General features: G+C 58.3%; 20 protein-coding genes. 11 read left to right on the top strand and 9 right to left on the bottom strand.

Features of this window, described 5'->3' with window-relative positions:
• Positions 1–99 precede the first annotated feature (99 nt).
• Complete coding sequence (locus ACR0MP_RS13520) at positions 100–1,788, top strand: hypothetical protein (protein WP_170404920.1); 1,689 nt, start codon at positions 100–102, stop codon at positions 1,786–1,788.
• 98 nt (positions 1,789–1,886) lie between these two features.
• On the opposite strand, the gene ACR0MP_RS13515 is transcribed toward ACR0MP_RS13520, so the two are convergent.
• The 6 genes from ACR0MP_RS13515 to nthA form a co-directional block, all read right to left on the bottom strand.
• The gene (locus tag ACR0MP_RS13515) at positions 1,887–2,594 is read right to left on the bottom strand and encodes a YfaZ family protein (protein ID WP_170404917.1); all 708 of its coding nucleotides are present in this window, start codon (positions 2,592–2,594) and stop codon (positions 1,887–1,889) included.
• Between the two features lie 79 nt (positions 2,595–2,673).
• The gene (locus ACR0MP_RS13510) at positions 2,674–2,916 is read right to left on the bottom strand and encodes a DUF2842 domain-containing protein (protein ID WP_170393574.1); all 243 of its coding nucleotides are present in this window, start codon (positions 2,914–2,916) and stop codon (positions 2,674–2,676) included.
• A complete protein-coding gene (locus ACR0MP_RS13505) occupies positions 2,916–4,208 on the bottom strand; it encodes an adenylosuccinate synthase (protein WP_170393577.1) in 1,293 nt (430 codons plus the stop codon). Before ACR0MP_RS13505 ends, ACR0MP_RS13510 begins: the two co-directional genes overlap by 1 nt.
• 220 nt (positions 4,209–4,428) lie before the next feature.
• A complete protein-coding gene (locus tag ACR0MP_RS13500) occupies positions 4,429–4,758 on the bottom strand; it encodes a nitrile hydratase accessory protein (protein ID WP_170404914.1) in 330 nt (109 codons plus the stop codon).
• Positions 4,755–5,432 carry a nitrile hydratase subunit beta gene (nthB, locus tag ACR0MP_RS13495; protein WP_170596043.1) on the bottom strand — a complete coding sequence of 226 codons (678 nt, stop codon included), beginning with the start codon at positions 5,430–5,432 and terminating at the stop codon, positions 4,755–4,757. Before nthB ends, ACR0MP_RS13500 begins: the two co-directional genes overlap by 4 nt.
• Positions 5,429–6,043: a nitrile hydratase subunit alpha gene (gene nthA / locus ACR0MP_RS13490; RefSeq protein ID WP_170404906.1), complete on the bottom strand. Its 615-nt coding sequence runs from the start codon at positions 6,041–6,043 to the stop codon at positions 5,429–5,431. The genes nthB and nthA overlap by 4 nt, the downstream gene beginning before the upstream one ends.
• Before the next feature lie 151 nt (positions 6,044–6,194).
• On the opposite strand from nthA, the gene secG reads away from it, so the two are divergent.
• From secG to ACR0MP_RS13460, 6 genes are all read left to right on the top strand, one after another.
• Positions 6,195–6,563, top strand: a complete 369-nt coding sequence (gene secG, locus ACR0MP_RS13485; protein WP_010439184.1) for a preprotein translocase subunit SecG — start codon at positions 6,195–6,197, stop codon at positions 6,561–6,563.
• Between the two features lie 159 nt (positions 6,564–6,722).
• The gene (locus tag ACR0MP_RS13480) at positions 6,723–8,366 is read left to right on the top strand and encodes a CTP synthase (RefSeq protein WP_170393584.1); all 1,644 of its coding nucleotides are present in this window, start codon (positions 6,723–6,725) and stop codon (positions 8,364–8,366) included.
• 102 nt (positions 8,367–8,468) lie between these two features.
• A complete protein-coding gene (locus tag ACR0MP_RS13475; RefSeq protein ID WP_170404903.1) occupies positions 8,469–9,245 on the top strand; it encodes an isocitrate lyase/PEP mutase family protein in 777 nt (258 codons plus the stop codon).
• A gap of 71 nt (positions 9,246–9,316) precedes the next feature.
• On the top strand, positions 9,317–9,610 hold the full coding sequence (locus ACR0MP_RS13470) for a DUF1330 domain-containing protein (RefSeq protein WP_170393588.1): 294 nt from the start codon (positions 9,317–9,319) through the stop codon (positions 9,608–9,610).
• A 41-nt stretch (positions 9,611–9,651) separates the two neighbouring features.
• Complete coding sequence (locus ACR0MP_RS13465) at positions 9,652–10,101, top strand: tellurite resistance TerB family protein (RefSeq protein WP_170393590.1); 450 nt, start codon at positions 9,652–9,654, stop codon at positions 10,099–10,101.
• A 21-nt stretch (positions 10,102–10,122) separates the two neighbouring features.
• Positions 10,123–10,560: a tellurite resistance TerB family protein gene (locus ACR0MP_RS13460; protein ID WP_170393592.1), complete on the top strand. Its 438-nt coding sequence runs from the start codon at positions 10,123–10,125 to the stop codon at positions 10,558–10,560.
• Between the two features lie 31 nt (positions 10,561–10,591).
• Here ACR0MP_RS13460 and ACR0MP_RS13455 read toward each other — a convergent pair whose 3' ends face one another.
• Positions 10,592–11,170 carry a disulfide bond formation protein B gene (locus ACR0MP_RS13455; RefSeq protein WP_170393594.1) on the bottom strand — a complete coding sequence of 193 codons (579 nt, stop codon included), beginning with the start codon at positions 11,168–11,170 and terminating at the stop codon, positions 10,592–10,594.
• 9 nt (positions 11,171–11,179) lie between these two features.
• The gene (locus ACR0MP_RS13450; protein WP_223118239.1) at positions 11,180–11,335 is read right to left on the bottom strand and encodes a DUF5993 family protein; all 156 of its coding nucleotides are present in this window, start codon (positions 11,333–11,335) and stop codon (positions 11,180–11,182) included.
• Positions 11,336–11,701: 366 nt separating this feature from the next.
• Between ACR0MP_RS13450 and ACR0MP_RS13445 the strand changes: the two genes are divergently transcribed.
• The 4 genes from ACR0MP_RS13445 (at position 11,702) to ACR0MP_RS13430 (ending at position 15,031) form a co-directional block, all read left to right on the top strand.
• On the top strand, positions 11,702–12,478 hold the full coding sequence (locus ACR0MP_RS13445) for an ATP-binding cassette domain-containing protein (RefSeq protein ID WP_170735323.1): 777 nt from the start codon (positions 11,702–11,704) through the stop codon (positions 12,476–12,478).
• 31 nt (positions 12,479–12,509) lie between these two features.
• A complete protein-coding gene (locus ACR0MP_RS13440; protein WP_170735326.1) occupies positions 12,510–13,259 on the top strand; it encodes a transporter substrate-binding domain-containing protein in 750 nt (249 codons plus the stop codon).
• A gap of 81 nt (positions 13,260–13,340) precedes the next feature.
• The gene (locus ACR0MP_RS13435) at positions 13,341–14,228 is read left to right on the top strand and encodes an ABC transporter permease subunit (protein WP_170735827.1); all 888 of its coding nucleotides are present in this window, start codon (positions 13,341–13,343) and stop codon (positions 14,226–14,228) included.
• Positions 14,225–15,031 carry an ABC transporter permease subunit gene (locus ACR0MP_RS13430; RefSeq protein WP_170735331.1) on the top strand — a complete coding sequence of 269 codons (807 nt, stop codon included), beginning with the start codon at positions 14,225–14,227 and terminating at the stop codon, positions 15,029–15,031. The genes ACR0MP_RS13435 and ACR0MP_RS13430 overlap by 4 nt, the downstream gene beginning before the upstream one ends.
• Here the strand turns inward: ACR0MP_RS13430 and ACR0MP_RS13425 are convergent.
• The gene (locus ACR0MP_RS13425; RefSeq protein WP_170735333.1) at positions 15,028–15,837 is read right to left on the bottom strand and encodes a M90 family metallopeptidase; all 810 of its coding nucleotides are present in this window, start codon (positions 15,835–15,837) and stop codon (positions 15,028–15,030) included. The two genes, ACR0MP_RS13430 and ACR0MP_RS13425, sit on opposite strands and share 4 nt — an antisense overlap.
• Positions 15,838–15,988 lie beyond the last annotated feature (151 nt).

Here is a 15,988-nt window from a genome sequence, read left to right as displayed (position 1 = left end):
TGAAACCACAAAATGATAGCTTCATGGCTAGAGTTTCGAGTCGGTTGCCCCTGCAGTGTCTGGTAGTCGACCTGGTAGTTTGTAAAGGACATGCGTCTGATGGTACAGAACAACAAGGTACTCACCGTTTCATACGGCACCTTCTCGTGCACCCTCGAAGGCTTTGACGATTCATTTGAAACAATGAAGGCGATCGCCGAGTATTTCCGGGACCTTGCAGCGGATGACCGATACTTCGGATCGGAACCCCCTCAGCCTGACGCCGAGATGCTGACCCGGATCGCACAACGGGACGCCGCACAGAAGGTTGAAGCCAGCCAGAACGAGACCGGCCTGTTGCTGCGCGCAACGGAAGCCGCCCCGGTTGCAGCACCGACCCCCGCTGCAATTGCGCCAGCCACAACACCTGAACCTGTTCAGCCTGTCGCGGATGTTGTTCCCCCTGCTCCGTCTGTTCCGCAATCCGACGATGCCCCCGCCGCTGACAGCATCGCAGCCAAGCTGCAGCGAATCCGGGCTGTTGTTTCGCATTCCGATGCTGCCCCTGCCGGATACTCTGAAGACGAAGACGTCAGCTATCTGCAGCCCGTAAAGCCAAAGGTCGATGCAATTTCTGCCGCTTTTGAGTCCGGCGCGCTGAGCCCGGCCGATCTGGAAGACACGGCCGCGGACGACGCTCCGGCAACGGCCCCGCAGGTCGAACAGCCTGCCGAATCCGAGCAAATGGCAACGATCGCCGAGCTGCCGGTTGAGGACGAAGAACCACTCGCGCCTGCCGCTATCGAACAGGACGAAGTCGAAGCAGCCCCGATCATCTCACCGGCGATCACTGCCGAATTTGAAGACGAGGACGAAGCGCCCGAACAGCCGTCGGCCGATGTCACGGACAAGGACGTGTTGTTCTCGGACCTCGACGACGAATCTGAAACTGAAGACGAAGGCCCGTCAAACATTCTGAATGGCCAGGACGACACCGACGAAGACGACACCGACGAAGATGAAACATCACCGGATCTTACCGGCCTCGCCCATGGCGTCATCTCGGCCGAGGATGAGGCGCTGCTGCTTGACGAAATGGCGCTGGTAGAATCCGAGCTGGCGGCAAACACGACGGCTGAGCTGCCCGATATGACGGGTTTGGATCAGGACGTGTCGCGCCTGATGGACGAAGCGGGCGCCCATATGGATGATCCTGCCACTAGCGGTCAGCGCGAAACATATTCTCACCTGCGCACTGCCGTTGCTGCAACCGAAGCAGACCGCGAAGATGGCGCAGACAAATCTCAGACCCCCGAGGATGATTATCGCGGTGATCTGGCCTCGGTCGTCAATCCACGCCGACCCGAGATCGAGGTCACCAGTGAACGCCCCACCCCGGATGCTGCCGCACCATTGAAACTGGTGGCTGAACAGCGGGTGGATACCGAAACGGCTGACACCGGCCCGGTGACACCGCGCCGTGTCACCTCAGCGGACGAGGAATCTGCAGATGAAGAAGGTGGTTTTGCAGCCTTTGCGCAAGAACAGGGTGCCCAATCGCTACTCGACCTGCTGGAAGCTGCCGCGGCTTATCTGTCCTTCATCGAAGGTCAGGAGCAGTTCTCGCGTCCACAGCTGATGAACAAAGTTCGCTCGCTCAAGCAGGACTCGTTCAACCGCGAAGAAAGCTTGCGCTCATTCGGTCAGTTACTGCGGGACGGCAAGATCGAAAAGGCCGGAGGTGGCCGTTTCGCCGCCTCAACCCAAATCGGGTTCCGCCCGAACGACGACGAGCGTGCCGCTGGCTGACACCAAGATCCCCCAATACCCCCTCAAGACAAAATTGGGCCAGAGGAAACTTTGGCCCTTTTTCGTTCCGTGGCTGGCAGCCAAAAAGCCAATTAAGTTCAGAAGTTGAACGCCAGCGCCACGTAAGGGCCGGTCAGGATCAGATCAATCACATCGCGCCCGTCTTCAAACTCAACATCCAGATGGCGATACCCGCCCGCAACGTTGATATTCTCACGCCACTTCCAACTAGCCTGCACCAGCGCTTCCCACTGGAATTCCGAGCCATAACCGAAGCCGCCGATATTGCCCATCGCTGTGAGGCTCCAGCGGTCATTCAGCGCGTAGTTATAGCGTGCGCCGATCAACGGGTCGGTCCAGCTTTGATCTGTGCTGAAGGTGCGATCCAGCACGGTGGTCGAAACATCCAGGTCCCAATGGCGCAGCCCGGCCAACGCTTCCAACCGTGACCGATCATCCTGATAGACCGCATAGCTGGCCGCCAGTGAGACCATCGTGCCCTCAAGATCCCAACTGGCTGCATCGTCAAACCGACCGACCGAGACATCGTCACCCAAATTGAGATAATTGAATTCACCACCAATGGTCCAACGCCCATTTCGGGCCTGACCAGCGATCAGGAACGCGCCCTTCAGAATGTCGAAGATCGAGGTATCCCCGTTCACCGGCGGGTTTGGTCCCACGTCCAGTGAGGTTCTGAATTCCGGCCCCCAGAAATAAGGCGCAATGGTATAGCGCCAATCATCGGCCTGAGCGCTGCTCGCGATACATGTTGTGGTAACCGCCGCTAATACCCGGTTTTTCATGCCCTATCTGCCTCTGGTTGCCGCGAAAGAAAGTCGCAAACATCGTGCCACGCAGAAGACACCAAGACAATCGGGCGGCTTAGCTTTGATCTTGATCCGGGTCCTCTTTGCCCACCCCGCGGAAGACAAATTTGAACGGCAACGCCCAGACAATGCCAAGCGCGACATATACCAGAAGTTCCAGCCAGATCGGCGGGCGATCCAGCCAGTTCACGATTGTCACAACCGCAACGATATAGATGGGGAGCCCGATCAGCAGCAGCACCAATGACCACCGCCGACGTGCCTTATAGCTGAGGCCGGGTTTGTCGTTGCTGCTCATCAATCTGCAAACGGGTCGGTCACCAGAATGGTGTCCTCCCGCTCCGGGCTGGTGGACAAAAGGGCGACCGGACATTCGATCAATTCCTCGACGCGGCGCACGTATTTGATCGCGTTCGCAGGCAAGTCTGCCCAACTGCGCGCGCCTTCGGTGGATTCGCTCCAGCCCGGCATCTCTTCGTAAATCGGCGTGCAACGTGCTTGCTGGTCGGCGGCGGTCGGCAGATAGTCCAGACGATCGCCATCCAGCTCATACCCGACACAAATTTTCAGCGTCTCGAACCCGTCCAACACATCCAGCTTAGTCAGGGAGATGCCGTTCACACCGCTAGTCGCGCAGGTTTGGCGTACCAGACAGGCATCGAACCAACCACAACGGCGTTTGCGCCCCGTCGTGGTGCCGAACTCATGCCCCCGTTCGCCCAGGCGCTGGCCATCTTCGTCGTCTAATTCGGTTGGGAAAGGCCCCTCACCCACGCGGGTCGTGTACGCCTTGACGATGCCCAAAACGAAGTCGATCGAACCCGGCCCAATCCCAACGCCTGTCGAGGCCTGGCCCGCAATCACATTCGACGATGTCACAAATGGATAGGTCCCGAAATCGATATCCAGCAGCGCACCCTGTGCGCCTTCGAACAGGATTCGCTTGCCTGCCTTGCGCTTCTCGTTCAGCACCTTCCACACCGGTGCTGCGAAAGGCAAAATCTGCGGCGCGATCTCTTTCAACTGCGCAATCAACGCGTCACGATCAATAGGTTCCAACCCCAGCCCATTGCGCAGCGCATTGTGATGGACCAAGGCCCGATCGACCCGCAGCGCCAGCGTCGCATCATCAGCCAGATCAGCCACCCGGATTACACGCCGACCAACCTTGTCTTCATAGCATGGACCGATCCCGCGACCGGTCGTGCCGATCTTGGCCACCGAGTTCTGGCTTTCGCGCGCACGATCCAGCTCGCCATGGAACGGTAGGATCAGCGGGGTGTTCTCGGCAATCATCAGCGTCTCGGGCGTGATATCGACACCCTGCGCGCGGATGGTACCGATCTCTTTGATCAGGTGCCAAGGGTCCAGAACGACCCCATTACCGATCACGCTCAGCTTTCCACCGCGTACGACGCCCGAAGGTAGCGCATGCAGTTTGTAAACCTCACCCTCAATGACCAGCGTGTGCCCGGCATTATGTCCACCCTGAAAACGCGCGATCACATCCGCTCGCTCACTGAGCCAGTCGACGATCTTGCCTTTTCCTTCGTCGCCCCACTGGGCGCCGACAACAACCACGTTGGCCATATCCGGTCCTTTTGCGCTGAATATTCAAACCCGGCTCATATAGCCGGGCACAGACGGCAGGGAAACCGATATTTCGCCGCAGATACAAATCGTGCTGCGCGCGATGCCTCCGGCGGAGGTGTTTTTGGCCAGATGAAGAGCGGATCCCCTGCTTCATCTGGCCAAAAGTACCTCGGGGGAGTCGCCCGGACGGGCGGCGGGGGCAGCGCCCCCTCTGCTTTTAGCGCAATTGTACGGGATGACCGTGGGGTGTTGTCAGGTAAGCCTCTTCCCATGCATTGCGAAGATCCTGGACATCATCAGTGGGCGCTTCCCCCTGCTCAGCCAGCAGCGCCTCCAAGGTCTCTAACCAAGCGTGAAAGTAATCGTCCCCACCATCCAGATCTTTTTTGAGGCCGTTCCGTTTCAAAGTATTGGAAAACCGTTCCGCCCAGTCCGGCCAATCAAACCGGCCCGCTTCGTTCAAGGCCACTGTGACCGCAAAAACCTGCGCGTGCCAGGGCTCGGCAAAAACCGGCTCGGGGGCCGAGTGAGTGATACAATCGCTCATGCGGGCTCCAAATAAGACTGCCAGAGGTCCAGCACGACTTCATCCGCCGGATGCTCGGGGTTTGCCCAAAGTTCTGAGGCGGGAAACACGACCGCATATAGCGGCTCGGGGGCTTCACCCAACCCATGGGCGTTGGAATCCGGCAGGACATGAGTGCCATGCAGCCTGAGGATGCGACCCGTTGCACCCGCGGCATAGATCGGCAACCGGGTGTGGCCGCCATCAACCAGTCGATTGGCGCTCTGGCCCAAGGTTCGGACGGCCTGTCCAGCCTGAAACCGAACTTCGACGTTCGACGGGCGATCTGCGGGTCCACCTTTGGCCAAAGCGCCTGCGACGGCGTCAGCCTTCAGGGTACGCTCAGTCAGAGGATGAACACCATCCCCGTCAACACCGCGCAAATCATCAAGCGTCAGGACACCCTTTTCGACCAGAAGATCAGCCAGACCGGACATCCATTTCTCATAGTAAGAAAACCGCGCGTAGTCCGTAGGAGACAACCTTTCCCGCGCGTGGCGTGAGACATCGATATTCCATTGCCCCAGAAACCCCGCAGCGAGCGTTACCGCCAGCGCCCGACCGTGCCAGTCTTCGGCAAACACCGGCGCGTCTTCGGGTTCCGGGTTCACCGGACCATCACCAAAGCGCCCTCCCATATCATGTACGCGCGTCATGACGGCACCTTGGGTAGCCCAGTGCCGATCATGCTGTCGCGGGTGACCAGCGCGGCCAGTTCATCCGCGTTCAATCCTTCTGTGCTCTCTGGGCGCATCGGCAGGACGAGGTAACGAATTTCGGCCGTCGAATCCCAGACGCGAACCGAAGTGCCTTCGGGCAAGGTAACGCCAAACTCAGACAGGACCTTGCGCGGCTCTCGCACGGCGCGGGCGCGGTAAGCGTCAGATTTGTACCAGCCCGGTGGAATTCCTAGCAGCGGCCACGGGTAACAGCTGCACAAGGTGCAGACGACCATGTTGTGCTGTTCAGGCGTGTTCTCGACGACCACCATATGCTCACCCTGACGACCGTAATAGCCCAGATCCGCCACGACTGATGTGGCGTCTGCCAGCAGCGCGGCTCTGAAATCGGGATCACTCCAAGCCTTGGCAACAACATGCGCGCCGTTCTGTGGACCTATCTTGTTCTGATAAGTATCGATGATTTCATCCAGCGCTGCAGGATCAATCAGACCCTTGCGGGTCAGAATCGTCTCAAGCGCTTTGACGCGCAGCGCGGGTTCGGGAGGCAACAGGGCGTGCGGGTGGTCGTGATCATCATGTGGCATGAGGCGCAGCCTGCGCGACAGAACAGCGCTCTGTCCAGTCTCTTTGGTGTGATATGAAACATCACCGCACGTGATGCCAACTCGTGACTTGCCCCCGCTGGCAAACTTGCATAAGTACCACGCGATACACGCCACGCTGTACAGGACCACCATGGAAAACGTCGTTCTCATCATCCACCTTCTTCTGGCCTTGGGCCTGATTGTCGTTGTGCTGATGCAACGTTCCGAAGGCGGCGGCCTTGGGATGGGTGGCGGTGGCGGCGGGGCCATGACGGGCCGCGCGGCAGCAACGGCGTTGGGCAAGCTGACATGGATCCTGGCCGCGTGCTTTATCGTCACCTCGATCACGCTGACGATTCTGGCGGCCCAGAAATCTTCTGGCAGCTCGGTGATTGACCGTTTGGGCGTGCCTGCCCCGGCCCCGGCTGAGGAAAGCGCTCCGGCAGTCCCATCGGCAGATGAATTGTTGCCGCCGGCGCAAGGCGACAATGCTCCGCTGATCCCGCAGGCGGCCGACTAAGCCACAAAACCTAGAAAATCATAAGGGAACTGCAACAGCATCTTGCGGTTCTCTTGCGCTATGTGCGCGAATCCTTTATACGTGAAGTCCCGTGATGCAGCGGTTTTTTCGAACCGCCGGGCAGCTAATAATGACGTCTCACGGGAGCAGCCGAAAAACATGGCGCGTTTTATTTTCATCACTGGTGGTGTGGTTTCGTCCTTGGGCAAAGGACTGGCTTCGGCGGCGTTGGGATCGCTGTTGCAGGCCCGGGGATACTCGGTGCGTCTGCGCAAGCTGGACCCCTATCTAAACGTCGATCCGGGCACCATGTCGCCCTTCGAACATGGCGAAGTATTCGTCACCGATGACGGCGCTGAAACCGATCTGGACCTTGGCCATTACGAACGCTTCACCGGTGTGGCGGCACGTAAGACCGACTCGGTCAGCTCGGGGCGGATTTATTCCAATGTGCTGGAGAAAGAGCGCCGTGGAGATTACCTCGGCAAAACCATTCAGGTGATCCCGCACGTCACGAATGAGATCAAGGATTTCATCGCGATTGGCGAGGATGAAGTTGATTTCATGCTCTGTGAAATCGGCGGCACCGTAGGTGATATTGAGGGCCTGCCCTTCTTTGAAGCGATCCGCCAGTTCAGTCAGGACAAGCCGCGCGGTCAGTGTATCTTCATGCACCTGACGCTGCTGCCCTATATCAAAGCCTCGGGCGAGTTGAAAACCAAGCCGACCCAGCACTCGGTGAAAGAGTTGCGCTCGATCGGTCTAGCCCCCGACATTCTGGTCTGCCGGTCCGAGGGACCGATTCCAACCAAAGAACGCGAAAAACTGGCCCTGTTCTGCAACGTCCGCCCTGACAGCGTGATTGCCGCACAAGACCTCAGCACCATCTACGACGCCCCGCTGGCCTATCACCGTGAAGGTCTGGATCAGGCGGTTCTGGACGCATTCCAGATCAGCCCGGCCCCCAAGCCCGATCTGGCCAAATGGGAAGACGTCAGCGACCGCATCCACAACGCCGAAGGCGAAGTGAAAGTAGCCATCGTCGGCAAATACACCCAGCTTGAAGATGCCTACAAGTCAATTGCCGAGGCCCTGACCCATGGCGGCATGGCCAACCGCGTCCGCGTCAAGATCGAGTGGGTCGATGCCGAGGTGTTTGACAACGAAGACGCCGCACCTCATCTGGAAGGCTTCCACGCCATCCTCGTCCCCGGCGGCTTTGGCGAGCGTGGGACAGAAGGCAAGATCAAGGCCGCTCAATATGCGCGTGAACACAAAGTGCCCTATCTGGGCATCTGTCTGGGCATGCAGATGGCCGTGATCGAAGCCGCACGCAACGCGGCGGGAATCACCGAAGCCGGGTCCGAGGAATTCGACCACGAGGCTGGCAAAAAGCGTTTTGAACCCGTTGTTTACCACCTGAAAGAATGGGTGCAGGGCAACCACAAGGTCGAACGCAAAGTCGGAGACGACAAGGGCGGCACCATGCGTTTGGGCGCCTATGATGCGGTTCTGGCCGAAGGCTCGAAGGTCGCGGAAGTCTATGGCGGCACCCAGATTGAGGAACGCCACCGTCACCGCTACGAGGTCGACATCAAGTACCGCGACAAACTGGAAAAGGCAGGCCTGAATTTCTCGGGCATGTCCCCGGATGGTCGCCTGCCGGAAATCGTCGAATGGTCGGATCACCCATGGTTTATTGGTGTTCAGTATCACCCGGAACTGAAATCCAAACCCTTCGACCCGCACCCCCTGTTCCGCGAATTCGTGCGCGCCGCGAAAGACACCTCGCGTCTGGTCTGATCACGGGCCGATAACAGATTTGTACCAGTCGGCGCGAAATATCTTTACGCGCCGGCGGTTTGCACGGTTAACTACCGCCATAGCAGCGACAGGAGACCGGCCATGACCGATCAGATTACCCAAGCAGAAACATTTGCCGCCCTGCACAAGAAGGGTGATCCGGTCATCCTCTATAACATTTGGGACCCCGGCAGCGCCGTCGCTGTACGCGATGCAGGGGCCAAAGCGCTGGCGACTGGCAGTGCTCCGGTCGCGATGGCGCAGGGGTTTTCGGACGGCCAGAACATCCCGTTTGAGTTGGCGTTAGACAACGCTCGCCGCATTGTCGAGGCGGTTGATATACCGGTCACCATGGACCTCGAAGGCGCTTATGCCGAGGATACTTTTGGCATATCGGCCAATGTCAAACGCGCGCTGGAAACCGGAGTAATCGGCTTTAACTTCGAAGATCAGGTCGTTGGAACTAAAGATCTTTATGACATTGAAACACAGGCAGCGCGTGTCGCTGCGATGCGCGAAAGCTGTGACGTGGCCGGTGTTCCCGCCTTCATCAACGCCCGCACTGACATCTTCCTCAAAGCCGCTCCGGACGCGCATGATCAAGCGAAGCTGGATGACGCCATGGCCCGCGCGGCAGCCTACGCCGATGCCGGAGCCAGCGGGTTCTTCGCGCCGGGCCTGAAAGACGAATCCATGATCGGCCAGCTTTGCGCGGCCACCGACCTGCCGGTCAACATCATCGCCCTGCCCGGCACGCCTGACACGCCGACGCTGGCGAAACTCGGCGTGGCCCGGATCAGCTATGGCCCGGTTCCCTATCGGCAAATGACCGCTTGGTTACAGGATTCAGCACGCGCCGCGCTGCAATCCGGTGGATGATCCACTTTTAGGGGATTGCATTTCAACCTGTTCCTCCGCACCTTGCATCCGATACCAGCGGAGGACACCTTGTGGCCAAAGGATACTGGGTTGCCCATGTCGATGTAGACGACATTGAAACCTACAAATCTTACATTGCTGCCAATGCGGCCCCATTCGCCGATTACGGGGCCAAGTTTCTTGTACGCGGCGGCGAGAGGAGCGAGCCTGAAGGCAAGGCTCGCGCCCGCACAGTTGTCATCGAATTTCCCAGCTATGAACAGGCGCTGGCCTGCTATGAAAGCGATGCCTATCAAGCCGCCAAGGCCTTGCGCGATCCGGTTTCGACCGGCGATCTTGTGATTATTCAGGGCTATGAGGGCTAGCACCGCTTGGCGCGCCTCGAATTACGGAATATCCTGCCGATATGTTGAAAAAATTCTTCCAGGCCTTTCGGCCGCCGCAACATGACAAACTGCCCGATCCTGATGCCGAACTGGCCCTGGGGGCATTGCTGGTACGTGTCGCGCAGGCCGACCGCGACTACAAGCTGGAAGAGATCAGCCTGATCGACCGCATTCTTGCGCGACTTTACCAGCACAATGCGATCGAGGCCGCCAAGGTCCGCGCCACCTGCGAAAAATTGCACGCAGCTGCTCCGGAAACAGATACATTCGGCAAACTGATCCGCGAAACCACCGATCTTCAGGAACGCTTGGCCGCGCTTGACGCCCTGTGGGAGGTCGTGCTGGCCGATGGCAACTCGGACGAGGGCGAGGTCAAGATCGTCGAAGAAGCCCGCATTGCCATGGGCCTCAGCTTCAACGACAGCAAAGCGGCACGCGAGCGGATACAAAGCCGCTTGGAAGCGACCTAGGCTATCTCTATATAAACGCTTATGTTCAGTGATTTCCTGTCCCGGCTCACGCAGCCGCAGCCCGACCCGCTTGTCGAAGATGATGCCCGTCTGGCCCTCACCGCCCTGTTGGTGCGTATCGCTCGGTCCGACAACGACTATGCCGATACCGAAATGGCCCGAATCGACCGCATCTCGGCCGAACGCTACGGCCTGTCGCCATTTGAGGCCGCAGCCCTGCGCGCCCGAGCCGAAGACCTTGAAGCCGAGGCGCCCGACACCGTCCGCTTTACTCGCGCCATCAAAGAGGCGATCGCCTATGACGACCGCCTGGCCGTTGTGCAGGCCATGTGGTCGGTCGCACTGGCGGATGGGCACCGCAGCGGTGAAGAGGATTCTCTGCTACGCCTTGTCGTCAGCCTGCTCGGCGTGAGCGATGTGGATTCGGCGCTTGCAAGACAAAAGGCGGCGAAGGTCTGATCAACCGGCAAGCCTTTGGGCGTTGTCAGCGCTATGAATCGCTGCCTTCAAGCTCATTCAGAAACTTGTAGTCCGTCGGTGGATCGTCACAGATGCCAGGCCCACACTCCAAAAGCGCCGAACCAGCGTTCGCGACGGCCAATGCCAAAATCAGGAAAAACGCTGTTTTGGCCAATGTACTTCCTCCGAAGCGTTCGGTTGCCCGAACGTCCGAGGCAAGATCATACTGCTTCTCGAATACCAGCATGATTGCGGTGCCAAGGATGATCAAACCAAAGGCAACTCCCGCCCAGGTATAGAAGTGTAGGCCCAGAACCGGGGAGCCGTAGTGCCCTGTTCCGGGCACGATATGCAGCAGGATCTGGCGGATCGAAACGCTGATCCCAAATATCGCTGCCACCAGCACGATGCCATAGTTTCTGGCGCGCGTACCCCATAACAGGTTCAGAGCAAGCCCGAACCCAACGGCCACGAATCCCACGCGTTGGAGCAAACATAACGGACAGGGCAGTTCGTAAAGGACAAGCTGAAAGTAGAAGGCAAGCACCAGAACCAGGCAAACCGCCAGTGCACCAATCGCATTCATGTTACGAGCAAATTCAGGTGACATTGGACGACCTCACAGTTGAATCGTTAAGGGGGTCGTGGCGTGAAACTTCAGCCAGTAGGCACTCGCCAAAAGCGTCAGCACGAACAATGCGTATGAAATTCTGACCAGCTTAAAGTATGCCAGCACCATCGTGCCGGCGAACAATGCAAATAATAGCGCGATCACAAGAAGCCCCTTACGTGAATTGAATTCGTATATTTCAATCTTTAACTCAAAACGAATTATTCCCAAATTCAAACAGTTTTGGTGATTGGATCAAGCCAGTTCAATAAATTTGGTTTCGCTGAGGATCACCTCGGTTGATCCGGAATCCTGTGACCTGAATCTCTGGGCCGCAATCAAGAGATTGATCTGGCTGACCTGTCGATAATGGTGCATCGAGTCACAGAATGCGCCCACCAAACTGACAGTTTAGACAGCGCGACCGCCCGATTTGGCAATTTCGCTGCGTGAACTTGTCAATTGCGCATTGCATTAGCCCGATTTTTCAGCCCTATTACCGCACCAACACCAATCATATCTGGACTGCCCGTGACAGACGCCGCTCCCGTCATTGAGATCAAGAACCTGCACAAAAGCTTTGGCCAACTCGAGGTGCTCAAGGGCGTGGACATCACCGCGCATCGCGGCGACGTCGTGTCGCTGATTGGATCATCCGGTTCGGGGAAGTCTACCCTGCTGCGCTGCTGCAATCTGTTGGAAGACAGCCAAGAGGGCGAGATTCTGTTCAAAGGCGAGCCCGTCCGTTGGACTGGCAGCCACAATCATCGCCGTCCCGCCGATCCCAAGCAGGTGCTGCGCATCCGCACAAATCTGTCGATGGTGTTCCAGCAGTTCAATCTGTGGGCCCATATGACCATCCTGCAGAATGTGATGGAGGCTCCGGTCACTGTCATGGGCCGCGACAAGGCCGAGGTCGAGGACAGCGCGCGCAAATATCTGGAAAAGGTCGGTATCGGTGACAAATGCGACGTCTACCCGGCGCAATTGTCGGGTGGCCAGCAACAGCGTGCCGCCATCGCGCGTGGGCTGTGTATGGAACCTCAGGCGCTGCTGTTCGACGAACCGACCTCGGCGCTCGATCCTGAACTGGAACAGGAAGTGATCAAGGTGATCAAGGATCTGGCCGCCGAAGGCCGCACCATGATCATCGTCACCCACGACATGAAGATGGCGGCAGATATTTCCAGCCACGTCGTGTTTCTGCATCAAGGCCTGATCGAAGAAGAAGGCACACCCGAAGATATTTTCACTACCCCTGAATCCCAACGGCTTCAGGGCTTTCTCTCCGCCACTCAGGCGGCATAATCAACGGACAGAACCAATAAGGGGAGTAACAATGAAAAACCTGATTCTGACCACTGCAGCACTGGCGCTGACCGCCGGTATCGCCATGGCCGACACCGTGCGTATGGGCACCGAGGGTGCCTACCCTCCGTATAACTTCATCAACGACGCGGGTGAAATCGACGGGTTCGAGCGTGATGTAGGCGATGAGCTGTGCAAGCGCGCCGGTCTGGAATGCGAGTGGGTCAAGAACGACTGGGATTCGATCATTCCGAACCTGGTTTCGGGCAACTACGACACCATCATCGCGGGCATGTCGATCACTGACGAGCGTGATGAGGTTATCGACTTCACCCAGAACTATTTCCCGCCTGCCGCATCGGCCTATGCTGGCGCATCGGACGGTGTTGATCTGGCCGGTGGCATCATTGCAGCTCAGACCGCCACCATTCAGGCCGGTCACGTCGCGGATTCCGGCGCAACTCTGGTCGAGTTTGCAACCCCCGAAGAAACCATCGCAGCTGTTCGTAACGGCGAGGCTGACGCTGTCTTCGCCGACAAGGACTTCTTGGTGCCGATCGTCGAAGAATCGGGCGGCGAGTTGGTCTTTGTAGGCGATGACGTACCGCTGGGCGGTGGCATCGGCCTGGGCATCCGCGAATCCGATGCGGAACTGCGCGGCAAGTTCGACGAAGCCATCACCTCGATGAAAGCAGACGGCTCGCTGAACGAGTTGATCGTGAAATGGTTCGGCGAAGGCGTTCCGACCTATAACAGCGACGGCTCGGTTGTAACCAACTAAGCCCTCCGTCCAATCGTCCGGCGCGTCCGCGCGCCGGACCCGCCAGGCCAGATGACCGGCCAGACGTTCGAAAGACGCCTTATGTTCTCCTACTGCGCTGATCCTGACACGCTGGGCACGTTCCGCTGGTTCTCGTGCTATCTGACCAATGGCGTCCACTGGTCGTTCTACCTTTCTTTCCTCAAGGTGCTGGGCCTGCTTGCCGTCACCGCCCCGGTCGCCCTGAGCTTTGGCTTTTTCGGCGCCATGGCCGCACGGTCGCATTTCCCACCACTCAGCTGGCTGGGCAAAGCCTATATCGCCATCGTGCGTGGCGTACCTGATATCGCCTTCTTCCTGTTCTTCGTCATTGCCCTGGATCAGGGATTCGAATGGCTGCGCCACAAAGTGCTCTGCCCGGACTGGACCGACCCGGTGCGGCAAGGCAATGACTTCATCGTCTGTCAGGCCGCCAAGTTGCCGCTGGGCACCGCGCCCGAATGGGTACATGAAACCTATGGCTTCTTCCTTGCGGTCATCACCTTTTCGATCGTTTTCGGCGCTTTCGCGGCCAACGTGCTGTTCGGCGGCATGCGCGCCGTACCCCGCGCCCAGCTCGAAACGGCCGAGGCCTATGGTATGACCCGCCGTCAGACTTTCTGGCGCATCCTCGTGCCGCAAATGTGGGTCTACGCCCTGCCCGGCCTGTCGAACCTGTGGATGGTGCTGATCAAGGCCACGCCACTGCTGTTCCTGCTGGGGATCGAGGATATCGTTTATTGGGCGCGCGAACTGGGTGGCACCAAGACCTCGCGCTTCACCGACTACCCCCATGGCGACTGGCGCATGTGGTACTTCCTCGCCCTGCTGATCTTCTACCTCGGTATGACCCGCGTCTCGGAAATCGGGCTTGAGAGGTTGATGCGCCGCCTGTCCCACGGTCAGGCCACCGCGGGCGGAGAGCTTCTGCGCAAGGAGACCACCGCATGAGCTGCATCCAGACCATTCAGGACTATGGCCTCCGCTCCATCGGCATCGGCGAACGGCTGCTGCCTAAGACCGATTTTACCCTGTGCGAGCATTTTACGCTGATCGGCTCGGGCATGATCTGGAATATCTATTTTGGGATCATGGCGATGGTCACGGGGTTCTTCCTCGCGACCGCATTGGCAGTCGGCAAAGCCTCGTCGAACAAATGGCTGCGCAAACCGTGCGAGTGGTTCATCTTTTTGTTCCGCGGCTCGCCGCTGTTCATCCAGTTCTTCTTCGCCTATTTCTTCTTCCTGTCGCTGAAGAAGCCCTATCCGATGTTCGACGCCTTCACCTCAGCCTGGCTGGGGGCGCTGATCGTGCTGTTCCTGAATACGTCCGCCTATTCGGGTGAGATCTTCTATGGCGCGCTGCGTTCGATCCCCAAGGGTGATATTGAGGCGGCGGATGCCTATGGCATGTCGGGCTGGTCCCGCTTCCGTCGGATCATCTGGCCCACCATGCTGCGGCTGGCGTGGCCCGCCTATACGAACGAAGCGATCTTTGTCTTCCAGTCCACCACACTGGTCTTTTTCTCTGCCTTCCCGGCATGGCAGCAGCGGGGCGATGCGCTGTATTATGCCAGCTATTTTGCGGATAAGACATTCAACCCGTTCATCCCCTACCCGATTCTGGCGTTCTATTTCATCCTGCTGACGCTGGTCATTGTCTGGGTCTTCGGAAGGGTCAACAAACGCCTGAACCGCCACCTACCTGCCGAGCGGAAAGCCAAAATGCGCTTCCGTCTGAATCTGGCGCGCTAAGCCCACTCCACCGGGTTCAGCCGGAACAGTTTCGAAAGCTGCTCATAGACCTCAGGCACCTCGTGCTTCAGCGCTTTCGGGCGCTCAAAGAACACTTCGACCGAGACGGCAAAGAACTCTTCATGGCCGGTCGCGCCATACGGATCGATGACTGTCCGCCGCCCGCTTTCAACCGCATGCACATGCGCGTCATAGGCGGTCAGGAACACCTTTTCCCACTCGGCAAATGTCTGTCCTTCACTCAGGATCGGCACGCCATTTGTGCCCCCGGACAGATCATCGATCTGATGCGCAAATTCATGCAGCACTACGTTCTGCCCGTCGCGATCATCCAGAGCGCCCTGCTGGCTGTGTGCCCATGATAAAATGACCGGCCCGCGATCCCAGCTTTCCCCGGTCCGCACGATCTCTTTCTCGGACACGACATAGCCCGAGCGCCGCTGCTGCTTTGACTTGAACGCATTGGGATAGATCAGAATGGTCGTCAGATTGTCATACCAAATGTCGCTATTGATCACGAGCAAACAGGCCTGCGCCGCAATCGACAGCTCCATCTCCTCAGTCACTTCCAACCCGTCGCAGCCGTAGAAGCTCACTTGATCCAGAAACAGGTTCACCTTGCCATCCAAGTGGCTGCGCAGCCCAGCGGGCAGCCGCCGGATGATGGGAACTTGCTGATCAATGATGTCCTGTTGATCCGAGGTCAGACGCGTCGCCAACAGCGCCGCGCGGGCCTGTCTCTTGGACCAGACGTAATAGCCGACCCCGCCTGCGATCAGTAACACTATGGTAAGAAAGATGAACATATCTGAGACTATAGGTATCGCTACGCCCGGCACAATCGGGCACTTGAATGTTGTACAACTCGGAAGACAGCGGTCTCGACCACTGTACAAGTCGGTTGATTTTCAACTTCGCGCCCCACCGCAAGCGACGCCTGTTCGTAATTTGATCAAA

Source organism: Ruegeria sp. K3, assembly GCF_056531845.1.
This window is presented reverse-complemented; position numbering and strand designations above follow the sequence as displayed.